General features: G+C 56.9%; 25 protein-coding genes and 1 riboswitch. Of the genes, 12 read left to right on the top strand and 13 right to left on the bottom strand.

The window, feature by feature from the left end; genetic code table 11:
• Positions 1-84: 84 nt before the first annotated feature.
• On the bottom strand, positions 85-1,428 hold the full coding sequence (gene rhlE, locus PGR29_RS09480; RefSeq protein ID WP_087860027.1) for an ATP-dependent RNA helicase RhlE: 1,344 nt from the start codon (positions 1,426-1,428) through the stop codon (positions 85-87).
• A 259-nt stretch (positions 1,429-1,687) separates the two neighbouring features.
• Between rhlE and cecR the strand changes: the two genes are divergently transcribed.
• The 5 genes from cecR to PGR29_RS09455 all read left to right on the top strand — a co-directional run bounded on the left by cecR (position 1,688) and on the right by PGR29_RS09455 (position 7,405).
• The gene (cecR, locus tag PGR29_RS09475; RefSeq protein ID WP_316424442.1) at positions 1,688-2,365 is read left to right on the top strand and encodes a transcriptional regulator CecR; all 678 of its coding nucleotides are present in this window, start codon (positions 1,688-1,690) and stop codon (positions 2,363-2,365) included.
• A complete protein-coding gene (hlyD, locus tag PGR29_RS09470) occupies positions 2,362-3,354 on the top strand; it encodes a secretion protein HlyD (protein WP_316424441.1) in 993 nt (330 codons plus the stop codon). Before cecR ends, hlyD begins: the two co-directional genes overlap by 4 nt.
• A complete protein-coding gene (locus tag PGR29_RS09465; RefSeq protein WP_316424440.1) occupies positions 3,347-5,086 on the top strand; it encodes an ATP-binding cassette domain-containing protein in 1,740 nt (579 codons plus the stop codon). Before hlyD ends, PGR29_RS09465 begins: the two co-directional genes overlap by 8 nt.
• On the top strand, positions 5,076-6,209 hold the full coding sequence (locus PGR29_RS09460) for an ABC transporter permease (protein ID WP_316424439.1): 1,134 nt from the start codon (positions 5,076-5,078) through the stop codon (positions 6,207-6,209). Before PGR29_RS09465 ends, PGR29_RS09460 begins: the two co-directional genes overlap by 11 nt.
• Before the next feature lie 89 nt (positions 6,210-6,298).
• Positions 6,299-7,405 (top strand): ABC transporter permease, encoded by a 1,107-nt coding sequence (locus PGR29_RS09455; protein ID WP_316424438.1) that lies wholly within the window; start codon positions 6,299-6,301, stop codon positions 7,403-7,405.
• Here PGR29_RS09455 and PGR29_RS09450 read toward each other — a convergent pair.
• Positions 7,367-7,777, bottom strand: a complete 411-nt coding sequence (locus PGR29_RS09450) for a YbhQ family protein (protein WP_087860031.1) — start codon at positions 7,775-7,777, stop codon at positions 7,367-7,369. The genes PGR29_RS09455 and PGR29_RS09450 overlap by 39 nt on opposite strands.
• Before the next feature lie 131 nt (positions 7,778-7,908).
• On the opposite strand from PGR29_RS09450, the gene PGR29_RS09445 reads away from it, so the two are divergent.
• From PGR29_RS09445 to PGR29_RS09435, 3 genes are read left to right on the top strand one after another with little or no spacing between them, the layout of a single operon-like run.
• Entirely contained in the window at positions 7,909-8,670 is a 762-nt protein-coding gene (locus PGR29_RS09445; RefSeq protein ID WP_087860032.1) for an endonuclease/exonuclease/phosphatase family protein, read from the top strand.
• Positions 8,667-9,911 (top strand): cardiolipin synthase ClsB, encoded by a 1,245-nt coding sequence (clsB, locus tag PGR29_RS09440; RefSeq protein WP_113373900.1) that lies wholly within the window; start codon positions 8,667-8,669, stop codon positions 9,909-9,911. The genes PGR29_RS09445 and clsB overlap by 4 nt, the downstream gene beginning before the upstream one ends.
• On the top strand, positions 9,908-10,873 hold the full coding sequence (locus tag PGR29_RS09435; protein ID WP_213317774.1) for a lysylphosphatidylglycerol synthase domain-containing protein: 966 nt from the start codon (positions 9,908-9,910) through the stop codon (positions 10,871-10,873). The genes clsB and PGR29_RS09435 overlap by 4 nt, the downstream gene beginning before the upstream one ends.
• 93 nt (positions 10,874-10,966) lie before the next feature.
• Here PGR29_RS09435 and PGR29_RS09430 read toward each other — a convergent pair whose 3' ends face one another.
• The 6 genes from PGR29_RS09430 to moaA form a co-directional block, all read right to left on the bottom strand.
• On the bottom strand, positions 10,967-11,671 hold the full coding sequence (locus PGR29_RS09430; RefSeq protein WP_015367602.1) for a Bax inhibitor-1/YccA family protein: 705 nt from the start codon (positions 11,669-11,671) through the stop codon (positions 10,967-10,969).
• Positions 11,672-11,715: 44 nt separating this feature from the next.
• Positions 11,716-12,168, bottom strand: a complete 453-nt coding sequence (moaE, locus tag PGR29_RS09425) for a molybdopterin synthase catalytic subunit MoaE (protein ID WP_015367603.1) — start codon at positions 12,166-12,168, stop codon at positions 11,716-11,718.
• 1 nt (position 12,169) lies between these two features.
• Positions 12,170-12,418: a molybdopterin synthase sulfur carrier subunit gene (moaD, locus tag PGR29_RS09420; RefSeq protein WP_015367604.1), complete on the bottom strand. Its 249-nt coding sequence runs from the start codon at positions 12,416-12,418 to the stop codon at positions 12,170-12,172.
• Positions 12,411-12,899 (bottom strand): cyclic pyranopterin monophosphate synthase MoaC, encoded by a 489-nt coding sequence (gene moaC, locus PGR29_RS09415; protein ID WP_015367605.1) that lies wholly within the window; start codon positions 12,897-12,899, stop codon positions 12,411-12,413. Before moaC ends, moaD begins: the two co-directional genes overlap by 8 nt.
• 3 nt (positions 12,900-12,902) lie before the next feature.
• A complete protein-coding gene (gene moaB / locus PGR29_RS09410; protein ID WP_316424437.1) occupies positions 12,903-13,415 on the bottom strand; it encodes a molybdenum cofactor biosynthesis protein B in 513 nt (170 codons plus the stop codon).
• A 23-nt stretch (positions 13,416-13,438) separates the two neighbouring features.
• Positions 13,439-14,428, bottom strand: coding sequence for a GTP 3',8-cyclase MoaA (gene moaA, locus PGR29_RS09405; RefSeq protein ID WP_059304916.1), 990 nt, complete (start codon positions 14,426-14,428; stop codon positions 13,439-13,441).
• Positions 14,416-14,553, bottom strand: a riboswitch (molybdenum cofactor riboswitch). Its footprint overlaps the gene before it by 13 nt.
• A 208-nt stretch (positions 14,554-14,761) precedes the next feature.
• On the opposite strand from moaA, the gene yvcK reads away from it, so the two are divergent.
• From yvcK to pmrB, 4 genes are all read left to right on the top strand, one after another.
• Positions 14,762-15,667 carry a uridine diphosphate-N-acetylglucosamine-binding protein YvcK gene (gene yvcK, locus PGR29_RS09400; RefSeq protein WP_087860037.1) on the top strand — a complete coding sequence of 302 codons (906 nt, stop codon included), beginning with the start codon at positions 14,762-14,764 and terminating at the stop codon, positions 15,665-15,667.
• Positions 15,668-15,777: 110 nt separating this feature from the next.
• Positions 15,778-17,421, top strand: coding sequence for a phosphoethanolamine transferase EptA (gene eptA / locus PGR29_RS09395; RefSeq protein WP_213317777.1), 1,644 nt, complete (start codon positions 15,778-15,780; stop codon positions 17,419-17,421).
• Positions 17,418-18,089 (top strand): two-component system response regulator PmrA, encoded by a 672-nt coding sequence (gene pmrA / locus PGR29_RS09390; RefSeq protein ID WP_032705592.1) that lies wholly within the window; start codon positions 17,418-17,420, stop codon positions 18,087-18,089. The genes eptA and pmrA overlap by 4 nt, the downstream gene beginning before the upstream one ends.
• A gap of 4 nt (positions 18,090-18,093) precedes the next feature.
• Complete coding sequence (pmrB, locus tag PGR29_RS09385) at positions 18,094-19,191, top strand: two-component system sensor histidine kinase PmrB (RefSeq protein ID WP_113373896.1); 1,098 nt, start codon at positions 18,094-18,096, stop codon at positions 19,189-19,191.
• Positions 19,192-19,396: 205 nt separating this feature from the next.
• Here the strand turns inward: pmrB and uvrB are convergent, their stop codons facing one another.
• The 5 genes from uvrB to bioB all read right to left on the bottom strand — a co-directional run bounded on the left by uvrB (position 19,397) and on the right by bioB (position 25,628).
• Positions 19,397-21,412 (bottom strand): excinuclease ABC subunit UvrB, encoded by a 2,016-nt coding sequence (gene uvrB / locus PGR29_RS09380; protein WP_087860040.1) that lies wholly within the window; start codon positions 21,410-21,412, stop codon positions 19,397-19,399.
• 609 nt (positions 21,413-22,021) lie between these two features.
• Positions 22,022-22,702, bottom strand: a complete 681-nt coding sequence (gene bioD, locus PGR29_RS09375; protein ID WP_113373895.1) for a dethiobiotin synthase — start codon at positions 22,700-22,702, stop codon at positions 22,022-22,024.
• Positions 22,695-23,450 (bottom strand): malonyl-ACP O-methyltransferase BioC, encoded by a 756-nt coding sequence (gene bioC / locus PGR29_RS09370; RefSeq protein WP_316424436.1) that lies wholly within the window; start codon positions 23,448-23,450, stop codon positions 22,695-22,697. Before bioC ends, bioD begins: the two co-directional genes overlap by 8 nt.
• Positions 23,434-24,591: an 8-amino-7-oxononanoate synthase gene (gene bioF, locus PGR29_RS09365; RefSeq protein ID WP_087860043.1), complete on the bottom strand. Its 1,158-nt coding sequence runs from the start codon at positions 24,589-24,591 to the stop codon at positions 23,434-23,436. The genes bioC and bioF overlap by 17 nt, the downstream gene beginning before the upstream one ends.
• Positions 24,588-25,628: a biotin synthase BioB gene (gene bioB / locus PGR29_RS09360; RefSeq protein ID WP_008805734.1), complete on the bottom strand. Its 1,041-nt coding sequence runs from the start codon at positions 25,626-25,628 to the stop codon at positions 24,588-24,590. Before bioB ends, bioF begins: the two co-directional genes overlap by 4 nt.
• Between the last annotated feature and the right edge of the window lie 59 nt (positions 25,629-25,687).

Genomic DNA, 25,687 nt, shown 5'->3' with positions numbered 1-25,687 from the left:
GCAAAGAAACGGCCCGCCGCCGCGCATGCGGACAAACGAGCCGTGATGATGCCTGAGCGCTTTATCGTCCCAGGCAACAGCGTCTTATTCGCCGGCAGGTTTACGTGGGCGACGACGACGCGGTGGTTTACCGTCCTGGGTACGCGCTTTCGGCGCTTCGCCATCCTGACGACGCGGCGCCTGCTGGCTACGGCCCTGGCTCTGACCACCGCGTCCTTGCCCCTGACCGCGACCACCGCCGCCGCCACGCTGCTGACGACCGTTTTGAATCGGCTCCGCTTTAATCGACGGATCCGGCTCGTAACCGGCAATAGCAATACGCGGGATCTCTTTTTTCAGCAGGCGTTCGATATCACGCAGCAGCTTATGCTCGTCCACGCAGACCAGCGACAGCGCTTCGCCGGTCGCCGCCGCGCGGCCGGTACGGCCAATACGGTGCACGTAATCTTCCGGCACGTTCGGCAACTCATAGTTAACCACGTGCGGCAGCTCTTCGATGTCGAGCCCGCGCGCGGCGATGTCGGTGGCGACCAGCACACGAATGCCGCCGGATTTAAAGTCAGCCAGCGCACGGGTACGCGCGCCCTGGCTCTTATTGCCGTGGATGGCGGCGCTACGGATACCGTCTTTATTCAGCTGCTCCGCCAGATGGTTGGCGCCGTGCTTGGTGCGGGTAAAGACCAGCACCTGCTGCCAGTTGCCTTCGCCAATCAGCTGCGAGAGCAGTTCACGCTTACGTTTCTTATCCACAAAGTGGACGTGCTGGGTGATCTGCTCAGAGGCGGTGTTGCGGCGCGCCACTTCGACTTCCAGCGGGTTATGCAGCAGTTTTTCCGCCAGCGCTTTGATTTCGTCGGAGAAGGTAGCGGAGAACAGCAGGTTTTGACGACGCGGCGGCAGTTTAGCCAGCACGCGGCGAATGTCGTGGATAAAGCCCATATCCAGCATGCGGTCGGCTTCATCCAGTACCAGCACTTCAACTTTATCCAGGCTGACCGCGTTCTGATGTTCAAGGTCCAGCAGACGGCCCGGGGTGGCGACGAGGATATCGACGCCGCCGCGCAGTTTCATCATCTGCGGGTTGATGCTCACGCCGCCGAAGACCACCAGCGAGCGGATATTCAGATATTTGCTGTAGTCGCGGACGTTCTCGCCCACCTGCGCCGCCAGTTCGCGGGTCGGCGTCAGGATCAGGGCGCGCACCGGACGGCGCCCCTTCGCGTGCGGCTGCTCCTGGGTCAGGCGCTGCAGCAGCGGCAGCGTAAAACCGGCGGTTTTGCCGGTCCCGGTCTGGGCGCTGGCCATCAGATCGCGGCCCTGCAGTACTGCCGGGATCGCCTGCTGCTGGATAGGGGTCGGCTCAACGTAACCCTGCTCGGCGACGGCGCGCAGGATATCGGGATTCAGGCCAAGGGAATCAAAAGACATAACAACTCCGAACCGCCCCGGCCCGTTTAAGGGCGTAGTTTTCAGGGAGATTATTGCGATAGAGATGGCAAAAACCACAATGCCATGAAGGGGCGCAGTCTAGCAGATTTTGTGACGAACCGCATAAAATATCCCCGCAGGAATTACCAGCAAAATAATGCTCGCTTGCGCCGGGTCACTTTTAGTATTCACCATTGTGGACAGTTCAGCGAATCGCCCCTATTCTTAATCAATCGATTGATTAATTTTTTTAGGCGCGATGAATAATACTTCCGTGACCAGTAAAGGCGAACAAGCCAAAAACCAGCTTATCGCCGCCGCTATCGCGCAATTCGGCGAGTATGGCCTCCATGCGACGACCCGCGATATCGCCGCGCAGGCCGGGCAAAATATCGCCGCCATCACCTATTATTTCGGTTCGAAAGACGACCTGTATCTCGCCTGCGCGCAGTGGATCGCCGACTGTATCGGCGAGAATTTCCGCCCGCATGCCGAAGCGGCCGAAGCCCTGCTCGCCCAGACGAAGCCAGACAAACCGGCGCTGCGGGAATTGATTCTGCGCAGCTGTCGCGATATGAGTCTGCTGCTAACCCAGGACGATACGGTCAACCTCAGCAAATTTATCTCTCGCGAGCAGCTCTCGCCAACCGCGGCTTACCAGCTTATTCACCAGCAGGTTATCGCCCCGCTACATAGCTATTTGACCCGGCTTATCGCCGCCTGGACCGGGCGCGATGCCAATGATACGCACATGATTCTGCACACCCACGCCCTGCTTGGCGAGGTACTGGCCTTCCGGCTCGGGCGGGAAACCATTTTACTGCGTACCGGCTGGGCGCAGTTCGATCAACAAAAGGCTGAACAAATTTTTCAGGTGATTACCTGTCATATCGATTTCATTCTGCAAGGGTTAGCGCAAAGGAGCCTGGGATCATGAAAAAACCCGTCGTCGTTCTACTGGTCGTCATCGTGCTCGCCGCGATCGGCGGCGGCTGGTGGTGGTATCAAAGCAGCCAAGCGAAAGATCTCACTCTCTACGGCAATGTCGATATTCGTACTGTGAATATGAGCTTCCGCGTCGGCGGACGGCTGGCAGCCCTGAACGTCGATGAAGGCGATGAAATTCGCCGCGGGCAAACCCTCGGCGAACTGGACCGCGCGCCGTATGAAAACGCGCTGCAGCAAGCGCAGGCCAACGTCTCTACCGCCCAGGCGCAGTACGATTTGATGATGGCGGGTTATCGTGCCGAAGAGATTGCGCAGGCGGCGGCCGCGGTTAATCAAGCGCAGGCCGCGTGGGTCTACGCGCAGAATTTTTATCAACGGCAGCTCGGTCTGCGCGCCAGCAGCGCGATTTCCGCCAACGACCTCGAAAACGCCCGTTCTTCACGCGATCAGGCGCAGGCGACCTTAAAGTCAGCGCAGGATAAGCTGCGTCAATATCGCGCCGGTAACCGCCCGCAGGAAATTGCCCAGGCCAAAGCCAGCCTTGAACAGACGCAGGCGGCCCTGGCGCAGGCCAAACTGGACCTGCATGATACCGTGCTGACCGCGCCTTCCGACGGTACCCTGATGACCCGCGCCGTCGAACCCGGCACCATGTTAAACGCCGGCGGCACGGTGCTGACGCTGTCATTAACCCGTCCGGTTTGGGTACGCGCCTACGTTGACGAGAAAAATCTCGGCCAGGCGCAGCCGGGGCGCGAAGTACTGCTGTATACCGATAGCCGGCCGAACAAGCCCTATCATGGTAAAATCGGCTTTGTCTCCCCCAGCGCCGAATTCACGCCGAAGACCGTGGAAACACCGGATTTGCGTACCGATCTCGTCTACCGTCTACGCATCGTGGTGAACGACGCCGACGGCGCCCTGCGTCAGGGCATGCCGGTGACTGTCTCATTCAGCAACGGAAACGGGCATGAGTAAGGACGTCATTACCGTTAACGGCCTGACCCGCCGTTTTCCCGGCATGGATAGGCCGGCGGTCGCGCCGCTGAACTGTACGATTCACTCAGGCTACGTCACAGGGCTCGTCGGCCCCGATGGCGCTGGGAAAACCACCCTGATGCGAATGCTGGCCGGTTTACTTAAGCCCGATGAGGGCAGCGCCAGCGTAATCGGCTTCGATCCGCTCAAGGACGACAGCGCGCTGCACGCGGCGCTCGGCTATATGCCGCAGAAATTTGGCCTGTATGAAGATCTGACGGTGATGGAAAACCTGAATCTGTACGCCGATCTGCGCAGCGTCACCGGCGAGGCGCGGAAGAAAATATTCGAGCGCCTGCTGGAATTCACTTCTCTTGGCCCTTTCACCGGGCGATTAGCCGGCAAACTCTCCGGCGGCATGAAACAAAAGCTGGGGCTCGCCTGTACGCTGGTGGGCGATCCTAAAGTACTGTTGTTAGATGAGCCCGGCGTCGGGGTCGACCCTATTTCGCGCCGCGAGCTGTGGCAGATGGTGCACGAACTGGCCGGCGACGGTATGCTAATTTTGTGGAGCACCTCTTATCTCGATGAAGCCGAGCAGTGCCGGGATGTGCTGCTGATGAACGAAGGTAAATTGCTTTACCAGGGTGAACCGAAGGCGCTGACGCAAACCATGGCCGGGCGCAGCTTTCTGGTCTCCAGCCCGCTGGAAAACAACCGCCGCCTGCTGCAGCGGGCGCTAAAACTGCCGCAAATTAGCGATGGCGTGATTCAGGGCAAATCGGTGCGTTTGATCCTGAAAAAGGAAGCCCGCATTGCTGAGGTTAAGCAACATGACGACATGCCGCCGCTACAGGTGGCCGAAACCGCGCCGCGTTTTGAAGACGCCTTTATCGACCTGTTAGGCGGCGCCGGAACCGCCGAGTCGCCGTTAGGCGAGATTATTCATCACGTTGACGGCAGCAAAGACGAAACGGTCATTGAAGCACGGTCGTTAACGAAAAAGTTTGGTGATTTCGCCGCCACCGACCACGTCGATTTCCAGGTTAAGCGCGGTGAGATTTTCGGCCTGCTCGGCCCCAACGGCGCCGGCAAATCCACGACCTTCAAAATGATGTGCGGCCTGCTGGTGCCGACCGACGGAAAAGCGCTGGTGCTGGGGATGGATCTCAAGGTTAGCTCCGGTAAAGCGCGCCAGCATCTGGGCTATATGGCGCAAAAATTCTCGCTGTACGGCAACCTCAGCGTCGAGCAGAACCTGCGTTTTTTCTCCGGCGTTTACGGCCTACGCGGCCGGGCGCAAAATGAAAAAATCGCGCGGATGAGCGATGCCTTTGGCCTGAAAAGTATCGCCGGCCATGCCGCCGACGAGCTACCGCTCGGCTACAAGCAGCGGCTGGCGTTGGCCTGCTCGCTGATGCATGAACCCGACATTCTGTTCCTCGATGAACCCACCTCCGGCGTCGACCCGCTTACTCGCCGCGAATTCTGGCTGCATATCAACAGCATGGTCGATAAAGGGGTCACGGTGATGGTGACTACCCACTTTATGGATGAGGCGGAATATTGCGACCGCATCGGGCTGGTCTACCACGGCAAGCTTATCGCCAGCGGCACGCCGGACGCGCTGAAGGCGCAGGCGGCGAATGACAGTCAGGCGGATCCCACTATGGAACAGGCGTTTATTACCCTGATTAACCAATGGGACAAGGAAAACGGTCATGAGCAATAGCATTCTTTCCTGGCGACGGGTTCGCGCGCTGTGTGTCAAAGAGACCCGACAGATCGTCCGCGATCCCAGTAGTTGGCTGATTGCGGTGGTGATCCCCCTGCTCCTGCTGTTTATCTTCGGCTACGGCATAAACCTCGACTCCAGCAAACTGAGAGTCGGCGTATTGCTGGAACAGCAGAGCGAAGAAGCGCTGGATTTCGTCCATACCATGACCGGCTCGCCCTATATCGACGCCACCGTCAGCGATAATCGCCAGCAGTTGATTGAGCTGATGCAGGCCGGGCTCATTCGCGCGATGGTCGTCATTCCCGTCGACTTTGACCGCCAGATGGCCCGCGCCGGCGCCAATGCGCCGATTCAATTAATTACCGACGGTAGCGAGCCGAATACCGCTAACTTCGCGCAGGGCTACGTCGAAGGTATCTGGCAGATCTGGCAACAGCAGCGGGCGGAAGACCGCGGTGAGACCTTTGAACCACTTATTGACGTGCAGATGCGCTACTGGTTTAACCCGGCGGCCATCAGTCAGCACTTTATTATCCCCGGCGCAATTACCATCATCATGACCGTGGTCGGGGCGATATTGACCTCTCTGGTGGTAGCGCGTGAATGGGAACGCGGCACCATGGAAGCGCTGCTATCCACTGAAATCACCCGTGCCGAACTGCTGCTGTGCAAGATAATTCCCTACTATTTCCTCGGCATGCTGGCGATGTTGCTGTGTATGCTGGTATCGGTATTTATTCTCGGCGTGCCCTATCGCGGCTCGCTGCTGATTCTGTTTGTCATCACCAGCCTGTTTTTGCTCAGTACGCTGGGAATGGGGTTACTGATCTCGACCATTACCCGCAACCAGTTTAACGCCGCGCAGGTCGCGCTGAACGCCGCTTTTTTACCGTCAATTATGTTGTCCGGGTTTATTTTCCAGATAGACAGTATGCCGGCGGTGATCCGCGCGGTGACCTACGTGATCCCGGCGCGTTACTTCGTCAACACCCTGCAAAGCCTGTTTCTGGCGGGCAATATTCCGGTGGTACTGCTGGTGAACGTGCTGTTTTTGATTGCTTCGGCGGTGATGTTTATCGGCCTGACGTGGCTTAAAACCAAACGGCGTCTGGATTAACCCTGGCGCTCGAATTTTGCCCGGTGGCGCTACGCTTACCGGGCCTACGGTAAGTTTCGGTCGCCCGGGTCCGACATGAGGAAGGTTCTATGTTTCATCGTTTATGGACATTAATCCGCAAAGAGCTGCAGTCGCTACTGCGTGAACCGCAAACGCGGATGATTTTAATCATGCCGGTGCTGATTCAGGTACTGTTGTTTCCCTTTGCCGCCACGCTTGAGGTGACCAACGCTACCATCGCTATCTTTAACGAAGATAGCGGCCGCCACGCGGTGGAGCTCACCCAGCGCTTTGCCCGCGCCAAAGCCTTTACTCACGTTCTGCTGCTGAAAAGCCCGCAGGCGATCCAGCCGACCATCGATGAACAAAAAGCCCTGCTCGTGGTGCGCTTCCCGGCGGATTTCTCGCGTAATCTCGACAACTACCAAACCGCCCCGCTACAGCTACTGCTCGACGGGCGTAACTCCAACAGCGCGCAAATCGCCGCTAACTATCTACAGCAGATTGTTAAAAACTATCAGCAGGATCTGCTGCAGGACAAAGCGAAACCGAACAACAGCGAACTGGTGGTGCGCAACTGGTACAACCCGAATCTCGACTATAAATGGTTCGTGGTGCCGTCGCTTATCGCCATGATCACCACCATCGGAGTGATGATCGTCACCTCGCTGTCGGTGGCACGCGAGCGCGAACAGGGTACCCTCGATCAGCTGCTGGTTTCACCGCTCGCCACCTGGCAAATCTTCGTTGGCAAAGCGGTACCGGCGCTGATTGTCGCCACGATGCAGGCGACTATCGTGCTGGCAATCGGCATCTGGGCCTATCAAATCCCATTTGCCGGCTCGCTGCTGCTGTTCTATTTCACCATGCTGATCTACGGACTCTCGCTGGTGGGCTTTGGCTTATTGATTTCTTCGCTGTGTTCAACCCAGCAGCAGGCATTTATCGGCGTGTTCGTCTTTATGATGCCGGCGATTCTGCTTTCCGGCTACGTTTCACCGGTAGAAAACATGCCGCAGTGGCTGCAGGACATCACCTGGATCAACCCTATCCGGCACTTTACCGATATCACCAAACAAATTTATCTGAAGGATGCGAGTCTGAAGATTGTGTGGGGAAGTTTGTGGCCGCTATTAGTCATAGCGGCCACTACCGGCTCAGCGGCGTATGCGATGTTCCGAAGAAAGATTGCGTAGTTTTTTATCTTTCGCCAGCAGCGATACCACCGCCGGGCCTGCCAATATGACCAGCCCGGCGAGGGCCAGCAGCAGGTTGTTGTGCAACACGCGCGACAACAACCAGAGCACTATCATGGCGGCGCCGAAGTACCAGGTTGTGGTGAGCTCCTCAAGGAAGTCCCCCACGTCGCGCCAGCGCGCCTCATGGTGACGCTGCAAATACAGCATCGCCAGCAGCGTGACGCCGTACAGTACGCACAGCCCTAATCCGACGCGCACCAGCGCGCCGCTCATCCAACCCATCACCAGTACTGCCACGACCAGTAGATGCAACATAATCTGCCAGCAACTAAGACCCGTTGCGACGCGTACACGTTGTTGCCACTTCATGGCTTCTCTCCTGAAGGATTTTTCTCTGCTACTCAGAGTACCGCACTTTACGGAAAATTCCGTATCACCGCATCTTTTTGTGACGTCTACTACACTATTTTATTCAGGAAAGTGACATTAACTGGAGAATTATGGCTGAGCCAACGTCGCGAATTTCGGTGAACGTGCTGACAATTAACACTCATAAAGGCTTTACGGCGTTTAATCGGCGTTTTATTTTGCCCGAACTGCGCGAGGCCGTTCGCAGCGTCAGCGCCGACATAGTTTGCCTACAGGAAGTGATGGGCGCGCACGAAGTGCACCCTTTGCATATCGAAAACTGGCCTGATACCACCCATTACGAGTTTCTTGCCGACACCATGTGGAGCGATTACGCCTACGGGCGCAACGCGGTCTACCCCGAGGGTCATCACGGCAATGCCGTACTGTCGCGCTTTCCCATTGAATATTATGAAAATCGCGATATTTCGGTCGGCAATGGCGAAAAACGAGGCCTGCTTTACTGTCGCATCGTACCTCCGCACAGCGGCGTGACGATCCACGTCATCTGCGTGCATCTCGGTCTTCGCACGCACCAGCGGCAGGCACAGCTAACGATGCTGGCGGAATGGGTCAACACGCTACCGGCAGACGATCCGGTGGTAGTAGCTGGCGACTTCAACGACTGGCGCCAGCAGGCTAATCAGCCATTAAAAGCGCAGGCAGGGCTTGAGGAGATTTTTACCCGCGCCCGCGGGCGGCCGCTACGCACCTTTCCGGTCGCTTTCCCGCTGCTACGACTCGATCGTATTTACGTTAAGAATGCTCATGCCAGCCATCCGAAAGCGCTGGCGCTTAAACACTGGCGGCATCTGTCCGATCATGCGCCCCTGAGCGTGGAGATACATCTGTGAAATGTCGCTGGCAGGAAGGCAATCGTATTACCCTACTGGAGAATGGCGACCAGTATTATCCGGCGTTATTCGCCGCCATTGGCCGCGCGCAGCGCAAGGTGATCCTTGAATCCTTTATCTGGTTTGAAGACGAGGTGGGCTGGCGACTGCATGCGGTGCTACTGAAAGCCGCCCGCCGCGGTATTCAGGTGGAAGTGCTGCTCGACGGCTACGGCTCGCCGGATCTCAGCGATGAGTTTGTCGGCGAACTCACCGCCGCTGGCGTGGTCTTCCGCTACTACGATCCGCGCCCGCGGCTAATGGGTATGCGTACCAATTTATTCCGCCGCATGCATCGAAAAATCGTGGTGATTGACGACACAACGGCGTTTGTCGGCGGCATCAACTACTCTGCCGAGCACATGAGCGATTACGGTCCGGAGGCGAAACAGGATTATGCCGTGCAGGTTGAGGGGCCGGTGGTGCTCGATATTCTCCAATTCGAGCTGGAGAACCTGCCCACCAGCGAGGAGGCCCGCCGCTGGTGGCGTCGCCGTCGCCATCAGCCGGAAATTAACCAAACCCCTGGCGAAGCGCAGGCGCTGTTTATCTGGCGTGATAATCACGAACACCGCGACGATATTGAACGTCACTATCTGAAGATGCTGACCAGCGCCCGCCGCGAGGTCATCATCGCCAACGCCTATTTCTTTCCCGGCTACCGTCTGCTGCACGCCATGCGCAATGCCGCCCGGCGCGGCGTACGGGTCAAGCTGATTGTCCAGGGCGAGCCGGATATTCCGATTGTTAAGTTTGGCGCCCATCTGCTGTACCACTACCTGATTAAAGGCGGCGTTCAGGTGTATGAATACCGCCGACGTCCGCTGCATGGCAAGGTAGCGCTGGCGGACGACCACTGGGCCACCGTCGGTTCCAGTAACCTCGACCCGCTGAGTCTGTCGCTGAATCTGGAGGCCAATCTGATTATCCACGACCGCGAGTTCAACCAGACCCTGCGCGATAACCTCAACGGCCTTATCGCCAGGGACTGCCAGCAAATAGATAAATCCATGCTGCCAAAACGCAACTGGTGGCGGCTCGGCGTCAGCGTACTGGCGTTCCACTTTCTGCGCCACTTCCCCGCCTGGGTCGGTTGGCTGCCGGCGCACACCCCGCAGTTGGCCAGGGTCAGCCCGCCGGTGCAGCCGGAAATTGAAACCCAGGATCGGGTAGAAACGCAAACCAGAGACAATCCGCTATGAGCAAATCGCATCCCCGCTGGCGGATGGCGAAAAGAGTGCTGACCGTGCTCTTTTTTATCGCCGTCATCGTATTGCTGGTGATTTACGCGCAAAAGGTCGACTGGCAGGATGTATGGAGGGTTATCCGCGGCTACGATCGTCTGGCGCTATTTAGCGCCGTTGGGTTGGTTATCGTCAGCTACCTGATTTATGGCTGCTACGATCTGCTCGGGCGCGCCTGGTGCGGCCATAAGCTGGCAAAAAAACAGGTGATGCTGGTATCGTTTATCTGCTACGCCTTTAACCTGACGCTGAGCACCTGGGTTGGCGGGATCGGAATGCGCTATCGGCTATACTCGCGGCTAGGGCTGAACGGCAGCACCATTACCCGTATTTTCTCGCTTAGCATTACCACCAACTGGCTGGGCTATATTCTGCTGGGCGGCGTCATATTCACCGCGAATCTGGTGACGCTGCCGCCGCACTGGTACATCAGTCAAACTACGTTACGTATTATTGGCGGCGTTCTGCTGCTTTTTACCCTGCTCTATCTTTTCGCTTGCGCCTTCGCTAAACGCCGCCATATGACGATTAAGGGGCAGCGGCTGGTGCTGCCCTCTTTTCGTTTCGCTCTACTACAGATAGGGATTTCCGCGGCGAACTGGATGGTGATGGGGGCGATTATCTGGCTGCTCCTGGGCAGCGAGATTAACTATTTTCTGGTGCTGGGCGTGTTGCTGGTGAGCAGTATCGCCGGCGTGATCGTTCATATTCCCGCCGGAATTGGCGTGCTGGAGGCGGTGTTTATCGCCATGCTCTCCGGCGAGTCGATTTCGAAGGGGGCGATAATTGCCGCTCTGCTGGCGTGGCGCGCGCTGTACTATTTTCTGCCGTTGCTGCTGGCGACCGTCGCCTACCTGGTACTGGAGAGTCGGGCGAAAAAGCTGCGGCAGAAGAACGAACGCAAGCTGGCCCGCGGATGAAACGGCCCGGTTGCGCTTACCGGGCGACATTTTTGCGGATTGCCTGGATTGGTAGCCCGGATAAGGCGCATCGCGCCGCTATCCGGGATAAGATTAACGGCGGTTGCCAAAGATACGCAGCAGCATCAGGAACAGGTTGATAAAGTCCAGATACAGCGTTAAAGCGCCGAGAATCGAGTATTTACGCAGCGTGGCGCTATCGCGGGTATCAATCTGCTCGCCGATGTTTTTCAGCTTCTGGGTGTCGTAGGCGGTCAGGCCGACGAACACCAGCACCCCAATGTAGGTTACCGCCCACATCAGCGCTTCGCTCTTCAGCCACAGGTTAACCAACGACGCCAGCACGATACCAATCAGCCCCATAAACAGCATGCTGCCGAAGCCGCTCAGATCGCGCTTGGTGGTGTAACCATACAGGCTCATCGCGCCGAACATCCCGCCGGTGACCACAAAAGTGCTGGCGATAGACGAATAGGTATAAACGATAAAAATGCTCGCTAACGTTAGCCCGGTCAGCGCCGAATAAAGCATAAATAGCGTCGTTGCCATACCCGCGCTTAAGCGCTGCACCATCCCCGAGAGCACAAACACCAGCGCCAGTTGGGCGATGATCAGCCCGAAGAAAGTGATTTTGCTTGAAAAGACGAACATCATGACCGCCGGGGTATTCGCCGCAAACCACGCGATAAACGCGGTTAACAACAACCCGACCGTCATCCAGCCGTAAACCTGCGCCATATAGGTCTGCAGGCCGCTGCGGCTCTGAACAATGGAATCGGAACGAGGGAATCTGTCCATGACTATCTCCTGATTAACAAGTTTCTCTCAATAAGCGTATCACACTACCAGCGCTCTGCCGCCTGGTGATCGCTGTCGCGGGCATCGACCCAGCGTTCGCCATCCGGCGTCGCCTCGCGTTTCCAGAACGGCGCGCGGGTTTTCAGGTAATCCATGATGAACTCGCCGGCGGCGAAGGCGCTGCCGCGGTGGGCGCTGGTCACGCCAACAAAAACAATCTCTTCGCCCGGCCACATTTCGCCAATGCGATGGATAACCGTCACCCGGCCAAGCGGCCAACGCTCCCGCGCCTGTTCGACGATTTCCGCCAGCGATTTCTCGGTCATGCCAGGATAGTGCTCCAGCGTCAGCGCTTTCACGCTGTCGCCGAGATTATGATTACGCACTTTGCCGGTGAAGGTGACCACCGCGCCGTCTTCATCGCGCTCGGCCAGCCACGGATACTCATCGCCGACGCAAAAGCGCGCCGGGCTAACCACGATACGAGTTTGCGTCATCTTAGCCCCCGGTGACCGGCGGGAAAAACGCCACTTCGTCGCCGCTCGCGACCGGATGGTCAAACGAGGTCAGCGTCTGGTTGACTGCCGCCAGCAATTTTCCTTCTTCCAGCGCCAGCGCCCAGCGGTCCCCGCGCGCGGCAAGCTGCTGACGCACGGCTTCAACGGTCGGCAATTCGCTGGCGTCGAGTGTCAGGGTATCGGTGCCAACCAGTTCGCGCACCTGGGCAAAAAACAGGACGTTAATCATGGGCTTCCTCCACCTTAAAATCGCCGGACTTGCCGCCGCTTTTCGCCAGCAGACGTACCGGACCAATCACCATATCTTTTTGTACCGCTTTACACATATCGTAGATAGTCAGCGCGGCAACCGAGGCCGCGGTCAGCGCTTCCATTTCTACGCCAGTTTTACCGGTCAGGCGGCAGAGTGACTCAATGCGCACGCGGTTATGCTCCGGCTGCGCCTGCAGGTTCACTTCTACTTTGCTGAGCATCAGCGGATGACATAGCGGGATCAGCTCCCAGGTACGTTTCGCAGCCTGAATACCGGCGATACGCGCGGTGGCGAATACATCGCCTTTATGGTGGCTGCCGTCGATAATCATCGCAAGCGTTGCGGCCTGCATTTCGACGTAAGCCTCAGCGCGCGCCTCACGCACCGTTTCCGCTTTGCCGGAGACGTCAACCATGTGGGCTTCGCCCGCGGCGTTAATGTGGGTCAGTTGTGACATAAACTATTTCTTTAGATGAGGAATGAAGTTGCACGGGCGAGTACGCGCATCCAGCTGCGGCGCGATAATATTTTCCCACGCGGTGGCGCAGGCCTTGGTCGAACCCGGCATGGCGAAAATCAACGTGCGGTTGGCAACGCCGGCAACGGCGCGGGACTGCAGCGTCGAGGTACCAATCTCTTCAAACGAAAGCATACGGAACACTTCGCCAAAACCTTCGACCTCGCGATCAAAAAGCGGCAACAGCGCCTCCGGCGCCTGATCGCCGTCGGTAAAACCGGTGCCACCGGTGATCAGCACCACCTGCACCTCATCGCTGGCAATCCACGCCGAGACCTGGGCGCGAATCGCGTAGCGGTTCTCTTTCACAATCGCCTTATCGACGAGGGTATGTCCCGCTTCGTGCAGCGCATCGCGCAGCCAGAGGCCGGAGGTATCGTCCTCTTCGCCGCGACGGTTGGAAACGGTAAGAATAGCAATACGGGTCGGGATAAACTCAGCGCTAGCCTGGCTCATCTGAATGCTCCTTTCGAAAACGATTATCCGCCAATATACGACAGGTTCTGCGTAATACCGGTGTTGCCCTGGTGCAGGAAATGGGTCTGCTTTTTATGGGTTAAGGCTTCGGCTATCCGCGCTTCCAGCTCGGCCTGCTGCTCATCCTCGGCCATCAGGTCGCGCAGATCTACGCCGCCTTCGCCAAACAGACACAGGTGCAGTTTGCCAACGGATGAGACGCGAAGACGGTTACAGGTGGCGCAGAAGTCTTTTTCATACGGCATGATCAAGCCGATTTCGCCGGCGTAATCCGGATGGCAAAAGACCTGGGCCGGGCCATCGCTTCGCTGACGGATCTGGTGGATCCAGCCGCGACGCAGCAGTTCATCGCGCAGCACCATGCCGGAAATGTGGTGACGGCGGAACAGGTCGCTGCCCTCGCCGGTTTCCATTAACTCAATAAAACGCAGCTGAATACGACGTGGTTTGATCCACGCGAGGAAGGTGTCGAGCTGGTGATGGTTGACATCACGCATCAGCACGGTGTTGACCTTAACCTTTTCAAAACCGGCGGCAAAGGCGGCGTCAATACCGTCCATCACCTGCTGGAATTTATCCTGACCGGTAATGGCATGGAACTGGCGAGCGTCGAGGCTATCGACGCTGACGTTAATCGCCGTCAGCCCGGCATCGCGCCAGCGTTCGACATCGCGCGCCAGACGATAACCGTTGGTGGTCACCGCAATCTGACGAATCGCGCTGTTTTCACGCACGGCGGCAATAATCTCGGTAAAGTCGCGACGTAAAGAGGGTTCGCCGCCGGTGAGGCGGACTTTTTCCGTGCCAAGGGCGGAAAAAGCGCGCGTCACGCGGCGCACTTCGTCTACGCTAAGAAAGCCCTTGTTGGTCACGGCGCCGGGCTTGTAGCCGTCCGGCAGACAGTAGGTGCAACGAAAGTTACACACGTCGGTAATCGACAGGCGCAAGTAATAAAACTTACGCGCAAATGCATCAGTAAGCTGTGAGGCCATATACACCTTTCCAAGTACGGGAGGCGTGGTCATTTCTTTCCACGCCCTGGCGACAGCGCGGCTGCCGCGGCCAGAGCACCATATCTTGCGACACAGGTACTAAGGCTAGAGTGTTAGTGGGTTATGCCGATAGTAGCGCTTTCACGATGGTTTCGCCATTTTCATTTTCGCTATATAATCATCTATATATCGCTAATATCTTGCATTTTCAGTACAGAATAGCCAAAAATCACACTTTAACATTGATATCGGTCAGTTTGACGGAAACCGGGCATTATCTTTTAGGGGTAGATCGGATACGCTAAACCCGAACATTGAACAGAAGGAATTCGTATGCGCAATCGCACTTTCGCCGATCTGGACCGCGTCGTCGCCCTTGGCGGAGGCCATGGTCTGGGGCGGGTGATGTCGTCGCTCTCGTCGCTCGGCTCACGCCTGACAGGCATCGTGACCACCACCGATAACGGCGGATCAACGGGGCGAATTCGCCGCTCGGAAGGTGGGATCGCCTGGGGTGATATGCGCAACTGCATTAATCAATTAATCGCCGAACCCAGCGTCGCTTCTGCGATGTTTGAATATCGTTTTGGCGGTAATGGCGAGCTTTCCGGACATAACCTCGGAAATTTGATGTTAAAGGCGCTGGATCACCTGAGTGTACGGCCTTTAGAGGCCATCAATTTGATCAGAAATCTGCTTAAAGTAGATGCTTTCCTGATTCCGATGTCGGAACAACCGGTCGATCTGGTGGCGCTCGATCATGAAGGCCATGAAGTGTATGGTGAAGTGAATATCGATCAGTTGGATCACGTCCCGCAAGAACTGATGCTCAGCCCACCGGTACCGGCGACTCGCGAAGCGGTTGAGGCCATCGCCGAGGCCGATCTGATCCTGATTGGGCCAGGGAGCTTCTACACCAGCCTGCTGCCGATTTTACTGCTCGACGAAATGGCCCAGGCGCTGCGGCGGACCCCGGCGCCCATGGTGTTTATCGATAACCTGGGCAAGGAACATAGCCCAGCCGCCAATCTGACGCTGGCGGACAGAATGACTATTCTGGAACATTACGTCGGCAAAAAAGTGATTGATGCCGCCATCGTCGGGCCGAAAGCCGATGTTAAGGGTATGGAAGAACGACTGGTGATTCAGACCGCGCTGGACGCCAGCGATGTCACCTATCGTCATGACCGCGTGCTGCTGCGCCAGGCGCTGGAACACGCTATTCAGGCATTAGGTTAATCCTCAACCGGCCCCCTTTTAAACAAGATGACGCCTCAGATTAAAATCTTAAGGTTGTCTTAAAATAACGCTGTCAACATAACGAGCATCTCCTACTACGGGTATTCGTTATGTCGTTTATTTCTTTACGTCGGCCGGTACTCGGCCGCACGGCTTATTTGATTCTCTTTGCTTGCTATATCGGTATCTTTCTTAACCTGGCCTTTTATCGCCAGGTTTTCCCGCTACTGCCGGTAAACAATCTCCATAACTGGCTGGTTTTCCTCAGCATGCCGATCGTGGCAATTTGCGTGATGAACATCATCACCACCCTCGCCTCGTTCTTAAAACTCGACCGGGTGGTCATCAGCCTGTTTATTCTGCTGAGCGCCTCGGCGCAGTACTTTATCTGGACCTTCGGCGTGGTGATTGACCGTTCGATGATCGCTAATATCTTCGATACGACGCCTGCGGAAAGTTTTGCCCTGCTGTCGACGAAAATGGTCATCGTGCTGGGTCTCTCCGGGATATTGATGGTTCTGGTCGCCTGGTGGATTAAAATTCGCAAACCGGCCTCTTTCTGGCGCGGCGCGGCGATGCGCCTGCTCAATATCGCCGTTTCAGCGCTGCTCATTGTGCTGGTGGCGGCGCTGTTCTACAAAGATTACGCGTCGGTATTCCGTAACAATAAAGAGCTGGTGAAATCATTGAGTCCATCCAACAGCATTGTGGCGCTGAACTCATGGTATGCGCATAATCGGATGGATAACCTGCCGCTGGTGAAGATTGGCGAAGATGCCAAACAGAAAGCGGTGATGCATAACGGCGCGCGTAAAAATCTGACCATCGTGGTGCTTGGAGAAACCTCACGCGCCGAGAATTTCTCGCTGGGCGGCTACGATCGCGAGACTAACCCGCGCCTGAAGCAGGACGATGTGGTGTACTTCCCGAAAACCACCTCCTGCGGCACCGCAACCGCGGTTTCCGTCCCCTGCATGTTCTCCAATATGCCGCGCGCGCATTACGATGAAGAACTGGCGCACCATCAGGAAGGCGTTCTGGATATTCTGCAACGCGCCGGTGTGCAGGTGCTGTGGAACGACAACGATGGCGGCTGTAAAGGCGCCTGCGACCGCGTGCCGCACCAAAACGTCACCAACCTGAACCTCAGCGGCCAGTGCATTGATGGCGAGTGCTACGATGACGTGCTGTTCCATAATCTGGATAGCTATATCGATAATTTACAGCAGGATGGCATTATCGTTCTGCACACCATTGGTAGCCATGGCCCAACCTACTACAACCGCTATCCGGCTGAATTCAAAAAATTCACTCCGACCTGCGATACCAATGAAATCCAAAGTTGTACGCAACAACAGTTGACCAATACCTACGACAACACCATTTTGTATGTCGACTATGTAGTTGATAAAGCGATAAAATTGCTGCAATCAAAACAGGATAAATTTACCACCAGTCTGGTGTATTTGTCTGACCACGGCGAATCGCTGGGTGAAGACGGCGTGTATTTACATGGTCTGCCGTACTCCATAGCGCCGGACACGCAAAAACACGTGCCGATGCTGCTGTGGCTGTCACCGGATTATCAGCAACGCTATGGCGTATCCAGCCAGTGTTTGCAACAACAGGCTAAGACGAACGATTATTCTCAAGATAATCTGTTCTCTACCCTGCTTGGCCTGCTCGGGGTAGACACCCGCGAGTATCAGGCAAAAGACGACCTTTTAACGCCATGTAGAGAGACCGGCAGATGAAAATCTTAGTCATTGAAGACGATGCGCTCCTGTTACAAGGGTTAATCCTGGCCATGCAAAGCGAAGGCTACGTCTGTGATGGCGTCGCCACCGCGCACGAAGCCGCGCTGTCGTTAGCCAGCAACCATTACAGTCTGGTGGTGCTCGACCTGGGCCTGCCGGATGAAGACGGTCTGCATTTCCTGGCGCGTATGCGCCGGGAGAAATTCACCCAGCCGGTGCTCATCCTCACCGCTCGCGATACCGTGGGCGACCGCATCAGCGGGCTGGATACCGGCGCTGACGATTACCTGGTGAAACCTTTCGCGCTTGAAGAGCTCAACGCCCGTATTCGCGCGCTGCTGCGTCGCCATAATAATCAGGGCGATAATGAGCTGACCGTCGGCAACCTGCGCCTTAATGTTACCCGCCGTCAGGTGTGGCTGGCCGGCGAATCGCTGGAGCTGACGCCAAAAGAGTATGCCCTGCTCTCGCGCCTGATGATGAAGGCCGGCAGCCCGGTGCATCGCGAAATTCTCTACAATGATATCTACAGCTGGGATAACGAACCGGCCACCAATACCCTCGAAGTGCATATCCATAATCTGCGCGACAAGATTGGTAAAGCGCGGATCCGCACCGTCCGCGGCTTTGGTTACATGCTGGTGAATAATACGGAGTCAGAATAACGCTATGGCACTGTTTGCGACCGAAACCTGGACCATGCGCCACCGCCTGCTGCTGACCATCGGCGCGATTCTGGTGGTCTGCCAGCTGATCAGCGTATTTTGGCTATGGCATGAAAGCAAAGAGCAAATCCAGCTGCTGGTTGCCAGCGCCATTGAGGGTCATAACAATCAAAGGCACGTCGAGCATGAGGTACGCGAGGCGGTCGCCAGCCTGCTGGTGCCAAGCCTGCTGATCATCGGTCTGGCGCTGTATATCAGCCTGGTGGCGGTGAAGAAAATCACCCGTCCGCTATCAAATCTGCAGAGCGAGCTGGAAAGCCGGACGCCGGATAATCTGCAACCCATTATTCTGCAGGAGTCGGTGCCGGAAGTAACCGCAGTAACCATGGCGATTAACCAACTGGTGTCGCGGCTGACCCTGACGCTCGATCGCGAGCGTCTGTTTACCGCCGACGTCGCCCACGAACTGCGTACCCCTCTTGCCGGGCTGCGCCTGCATCTGGAACTGCTGGCGAAGGTTCACGGCGTCAGCGTTGATCCGTTAATTCAACGCCTCGATCAGATGACCAACAGCATTTCGCAGCTGCTACAACTGGCGCGCGTCGGGCAGTCGTTTTCCGCCGGGAGTTACCAGCAGGTGCATTTGCACGAAGATGTGGTGGAGCCTCTGCAGGATGAGCTGAAAACAATGCTCGAAGCGCGCCAGCAGACGCTGGAGATAGAAAGCGGCGCCGGCGAGGATCTCATTTCCGGGGATGCGACGTTAGCGCGGGTGATTTTACGCAATCTGGTGGAGAATGCGCACCGCTATAGCCCCGTGGGGTCGAAGATTAAGATTTCGGTAAAACCGGGAAATACGCCGATTCTGGCAGTTGAAGATGAAGGGCCGGGCATTGATGAGGCCAAGAGCGGCGAACTGAGTAAAGCGTTTGTCCGTATGGATAGCCGCTATGGTGGAATAGGCCTCGGTTTAAGCATTGTCACCCGCATCGCTCAACTGCACGATGCGCAATTCTTTTTACATAACCGTCAACCCGGACCGGGCGTCCGCGCCTGGGTGCTGTTCCCACGCAGTTCGCGTCAGAAGGTTAATACCCATTGATGTAAGAAGGCGACCACAATCACAAAGGCGGTCGCAATGGCCAGATATTCACGGTTGGTCAGTTTTTGCATGGCGCTATCCTCATTAAACTGAGGATAGTTTGGCTGAAGAAAATTAAGCCAACATTAAGATCCTAAGATAATAGCGTGACGGCAATTGCAAATTACGCATTGCCGTCATTGTTTAACCGTTCCTCGTATCGCCCTCACGATGCCGCAATAAACAGTTCGCGTAGCTGATGCAATTGATCGCGAATCTGTGCCGCTTCCTCAAACTCAAGGTTCTGCGCGTGCTGCATCATTTGCCCTTCCAGCTCGTGGATCTTCTGCTGCAGCGCTTTCGGCGTCAGTTCGACGCTATCGGCTTCCACCGGAGAACGGGCTTTGCCGCGGCCTTTGGTTTTGGTCTTCGCGATGTTCTGACCCAGCGCCAGAATATCGACCACTTTCTTATTCAGCCCCTGCGGCACAATACCGTGCTCTTCGTTATAACGCTGCTGCTTCTCGCGGCGGCGTTCGGTTTCACCGATCGCCTTCGCCATCGATGGCGTAATTTTATCACCGTAAAGGATCGCCTTGCCGTTCACGTTACGCGCCGCGCGGCCGATGGTCTGGATAAGCGATCGCTCGGAACGCAGGAAACCCTCTTTATCGGCATCAAGTATCGCCACCAGCGATACTTCCGGCATATCCAGCCCTTCACGCAGCAGGTTGATACCCACCAGCACGTCGAACTCGCCAAGACGCAAATCGCGAATAATTTCCATGCGCTCGACGGTATCGATATCTGAGTGCAGATAGCGCACCCGCTCGCCGTGCTCTTCCAGATATTCGGTTAAATCTTCCGCCATGCGTTTGGTCAGCGTCGTCACCAGTACGCGCTCATTAATCGCCGCACGGGTACGGATTTCAGATAACAGATCGTCGACCTGCGTCGCCACCGGCCGCACCTCGATAACCGGATCCAGCAGCCCGGTTGGGCGGACGACCTGATCTACCACCTCATCGCCGGATTTTTCCAGCTCATAGGCGCCCGGCGTCGCCGAAACGTAGATAGTCTGCGGCGCCAGCGCTTCAAACTCTTCGAACTTCATCGGCCGGTTATCCAGCGCAGACGGCAGGCGGAAGCCATATTCCACCAGCGTCTCTTTACGCGCCCGGTCGCCGCGGTACATACCGCCGATTTGCGGGATAGTCACGTGCGATTCATCGATAACCAGCAGACCATCCGCCGGCAGGTAGTCGAACAGCGTCGGCGGCGGCTCGCCCGGCCCGCGGCCGGAGAGAAAGCGCGAGTAGTTCTCAATTCCCGAGCAGTATCCCAGCTCGTTCATCATTTCGAGATCGAACTGAGTGCGCTGGCTCAGCCGCTGCTCTTCAAGCAGTTTGTTGTTCGCCAGCAGTACCTTGCGGCGGTCAGCCAGCTCGTCTTTGATCTCTTCCATCGCCTGAACGATACGCTCACGCGGCGTAACATAGTGGGTCTTCGGATAGATGGTATAGCGTGGAATGGACGATTCCACGTGGCCGGTCAGCGGATCAAACAGCGATAGCCGTTCGACCTCTTCGTCAAACAGTTCAATACGCAGCGCAATATCATCGGATTCCGCCGGGAAGACATCGATAACCTCGCCGCGCACGCGGAAAGTGCCGCGCTGGAAGGCCTGATCGTTGCGGGTGTATTGCAGTTCCGCCAGCCGACGCAGGATCGCCCGCTGGTCGATCAGCATGCCGGTGGTCAGATGCAGCATCATCTTCAGATACAGATCCGGATCGCCAAGACCGTAGATGGCGGAAACCGAAGCCACCACCACCACGTCGCGCCGTTCAAGCAGCGCTTTGGTGGCCGACAGACGCATCTGCTCAATGTGTTCGTTCACCGAGGCGTCTTTTTCGATAAAGGTATCCGAGCTCGGAACGTAGGCTTCAGGCTGGTAATAATCGTAGTAGGAGACAAAATACTCCACCGCATTCTCGGGAAAGAACTCTTTCATCTCGCCATACAGCTGCGCCGCCAGGGTTTTGTTCGGCGCCAGCACCATCGTCGGGCGCTGTAAATCAGCGATAACGTTGGCGATGGTGAAGGTTTTCCCCGAACCGGTTACCCCAAGCAGGGTCTGATGCGCAAGGCCATCTTCCAGCCCCTCTTCCAGGCGGCGGATGGCTTCGGGCTGATCGCCGGAAGGACGGAATGCGGAGTGCAGCTTGAACGGTTTGCTCATATTTCAGGACCTGAAGATGGGATTGGCCAGCAGGTGTTTAATTCTACCCTTCAGTTTGACTTTTGCCAATAAATAACACTGGATATAAAAACAGTATCGCATTATTGTATGGCGGTAAACGGACGCGTTGTACTCTGAGGGCGGGCGTAAAATGCGCGCTTTGCGGAATAATCCACCAGCCTGTGTGGTTATCCCCAGAAACATTTATCATTTAACATTTGTCAAGCAAGGTAATGAATCTTTTATGGCAGCCGGTGACACTTTTCTGACAGCCATTGCTTTTATTTAACTTGCTGAAATAAAACATAATTTACCAAAAGACGGGTTTCGCGCCAATTTGCTCGCAGGCCGCGTACTCTCTAGCTTACCGCAAGTTTTCTAACTCTAATACACAAGGTTATCCACAGGAATAGTGGATAACTGTCTGCAGGCCGCGAGGTCTGCCACCCGGCAGAAAAGTCTCATCGGACCAAAGCCCGCGGCTAAAAAAAATTATCGAATTTTTTTTGATATTTATCAGCTAAAGACGGCTGGATTTTTTGCGTTTCCTGGACCACATTTCATCGTCCTGTCAACAAAAAATAGAGCCGTCTCGCAGGCTTATGGGGGTTATTGCAGTGGGCTCAGATCCAGGTACTGCGCGAGTTCCTTACGCTGCGATGCGTCGGCAAGCCAGGGAATTTCCCCCAGCAGCGGCGCTGGCAATACCCGCGTTAAGGTTTGCAGATATTCGCGATGGCGTTTACCCGGCGGCTGGATATCGTTGGCGATCCAGCCCACGAGCGGCAGCCCGGCTTCGCGTACCGCCTGGGCGGTGAGCATCGCGTGATTGATACAGCCGAGTTTGACGCCAACCACTAAAATCACCGGCAATTGCTCCTGCTGCGCCCAGTCGGCGAAGGTCAGGGTTTCCGAGAGCGGCGTAAACCAGCCGCCCGCCCCTTCCACCAGCACCCAGTCTGCCAGGCGCTCAAGTTCGCGCAAGCCGTTGGAAAGCGTCGTCGCGGCGATTGGTCGCCCTTCATCGGCGCTAATAATATGCGGCGAGGTCGGCTCGGCAAAGGTATAAGGGTTAACCTGTTCATAGCGCAGCGCCACCCGGCTATTGCGCTGCAGGGCCAGCGCATCTTCATTGCGTAACCCATTTGCGGTCATGTCGCTACCGGAAGCCACCGGCTTATAGCCTGCGGTGTTAAATCCCAGCTGATTCGCCGCCTGCAGCAGCGCGCTGCTGGCGACGGTTTTACCGACTTCAGTATCGGTTCCGGTGACGAAGAAACGTTTAGTCACGTTCAATGACTCCTGTAAAAAGATGATACGTCAGCGGGCACTGGCCCTGCTGTTGCGGCCAGGCAAGCTGCAGTTCGCGCAGCTTGCCGCGGCTAAGCGGCGCAGACGTCCGGCCCTGATGTAAGTGGGTTGCGCCAATGCCCTTTAGCGAGCGCATGGCGCTTAGCGCGTCGGCGAACGGTAAGCTAATCTGATGCACGACGCCTTCGGCGCGCAGGCCGCTCAGCGTCGCCCTTACCGCCCGTTCGCTAAGAAAACGGTTGGCATGGGGATGGTCGTCGACTGCCCGCCACGCTTGATTGAGTTCCGGTAGCGATCCGGCGAGCAGCGTGGTGAACGCCACCCGTCCGCCGGGCCGCACCACCCGGCACAGTTCGCCGATTGCCGCGCTCAAATCGTCACACCACTGCACCGCCAGGTTGCTCCATGCCAGATCGAAGCAGGCATCCGGCAGCGGCAGCGCTTCGATATCGCCCTGCAGATAATGCTGCGCGGCGACGTTGCGTTGCGCCTGCGCCAACATCCCGGCGGAAAGATCCAGCGCGGTAACTTCGCTTCCTGCTTCGCGCCAGTAACGGCTCATGCTGCCAGGGCCGCAACCGGCGTCCAGCACCTGGGGGAAATCACCTTTCGCCAACTGGCGCAGTAGCAATTCGGCGCTGCGGCGCTGCAGCTCATCATGTTGCGTATAGCCGCTGGCCGCCCGACCAAACGCCGCGGCCACCGCCTGCTTATTCACCGTAGCCATGCAGCACCTCCAGTAAACGCGCAATGTCTTCAGCCTGATGAGCGGCGGTCAAAGTGAGGCGCAGACGCGCGCCGCCGACAGGAACCGTCGGCGGACGAATGGCGGTAGCCCAACAGCCGGCCTCGCGTAGGCTGGATGCCAGAGCCAGCGCTCGCGCGTTATCGCCGACGATCAACGGCTGAATCGCGCTCCGGGAATCGGTCAGGCCCAGCGAAACATCGCCCATTCCTGCGCGGAACTGACGGATGCGGGCGCTCAAGATTTCCCGCCGCTGCTGGCCCTCATCGCTACGAATGATCCGCAACGCCGCGCTTAACGCTACCGCCTGCGCCGGCGGCATCGCGGTGCTGTAGATGAGATGACGGGCAAACTGCAGCAGATAATCGGCCATCGATTCACTGCACAGTACCGCCGCGCCGCTCACCCCAAACGCCTTGCCGAAGGTGACCACCAGCAGCTCCGGACGAACCGCCTGCGTATGACAGCTTCCTCGTCCTTCATCGCCAATCGCCCCGATTCCATGCGCATCATCAACCAGAAATAATGCTCCGGCGCTGCGGGCTGCCGCCTGAATATCAGCGAGCGGCGCGCTGTCGCCGTCCATGCTGAAAATCCCTTCGGTAACGACTAACTGCTGGCCGTCCAGCGGTTTCGCCAGCAATTGAGCAAGCTGTTGCGGGTCATTGTGAATAAAGCGGCGCAGCTGCGCCGGGCTGAGGCTTGCCGCCTCCAGCAGGGAGGCATGGCTCAGGCGATCGGCCACAATCCGATCGTCTTTTTCCGCAAGCGCAGCAATCAACGCCTGATTCGCGGCAAAGCCGGAGATAAACAGCAACGCGCGCGGGTAGCCCAGCCAGTCGGCAAGTTCTTCTTCCAGCTCGCGATGTGCCTGACTATAGCCGCTAACGTGACCCGATCCGCCAGAACCGACGCCATAACGTTCCGCCCCCTGCTGCCAGGCGGCGATAATCGCATCATGCTGGCTCAGGCCCAGGTAGTCATTACTGGAGAAGTTGAGCCAGCGCTCCCCTTCTCGCTCCAGCCAGCGTCCGGCGCCGTGGCTTACCGGCAGGCGGCGGCGGAAAGCATCCGCCGCCCGCCGTTCGTCCAGCGCCCGATCGATTCGTTGCTGCCAGCTCATAGCGCCGCCGCGTTGTAGTATTCCTCAGTGTCGGGGGTGAGTAAGGCCTGCTCCAGGCGCTGCTGCTGCTCATTATCACCTTCCAGTACCGCCGTCTGCTGCGGATTGATCCCCAGCTTGCGGAACAGCTGCAGGTCTTTATCTTCTTCCGGGTTAGGCGTCGTCAGCAGCTTGCAGCCATAGAAAATCGAGTTAGCCCCGGCCATAAAGCACATCGCCTGGGTCTGCTCGTTCATCTGCTCGCGCCCGGCGGACAGACGCACGTAGGAGGTTGGCATCATGATGCGCGCAATGGCGATCGTGCGGATGAAATCGAAGGCGTCGACATCGTCGTTATCCGCCAGCGGCGTACCCTTAACCTTCACCAGCATATTGATTGGCACGCTTTCCGGCGGCGTTGGCAGATTAGCCAACTGCAGCAGCAGCCCGGCGCGATCTTTCACGGTTTCCCCCAACCCGACAATGCCGCCGGAGCACACTTTAATCCCGGCATCGCGTACCTTATCCAGCGTATCCAGACGTTCCTGATAGGTACGGGTGGTGATGATGTTGCCGTAAAATTCCGGTGAGGTGTCGAGGTTATGGTTGTAGTAATCAAGCCCCGCGCCGGCCAGGCGCTGCGCCTGACTATCGGTAAGGGTACCGAGCGTCATGCACGACTCTAGCCCAAGCGCCTTCACGCCTTTGACCATCTGCTCCAGATACGGCATATCGCGGTCATTGGGATTCTTCCACGCCGCGCCCATGCAGAAGCGGGTCGAGCCGGCGTTTTTCGCCTGACGCGCTGATTCCAGCACCTGCTCGACTTCCATCAGGCGCTCGGATTCAAGACCGGTTTTGTAGCGTGCGCTTTGCGGGCAATATTTACAGTCTTCCGGACAAGCGCCGGTTTTAATCGACAGCAACGTACTGACCTGCACCTGACGCGGGTCAAAATGCTGGCGGTGGATTTGCTGCGCTTCAAAGAGCAGATCGATGAGTGGTTTATTAAATAACTCAGTAACTTGCGACATTGTCCAGCGTGCGTGGTGAGCCATTGGCCTCTCCAAAAGGTTTTGTTAATTTGCGGTTCGGTTTATACTCGTAAACCTAAATG

The organism is Klebsiella sp. 141203, from assembly GCF_032601985.1.
In the GTDB taxonomy this organism is placed as follows: Bacteria; Pseudomonadota; Gammaproteobacteria; order Enterobacterales; family Enterobacteriaceae; genus Klebsiella; species Klebsiella aerogenes.
This window is presented reverse-complemented; position numbering and strand designations above follow the sequence as displayed.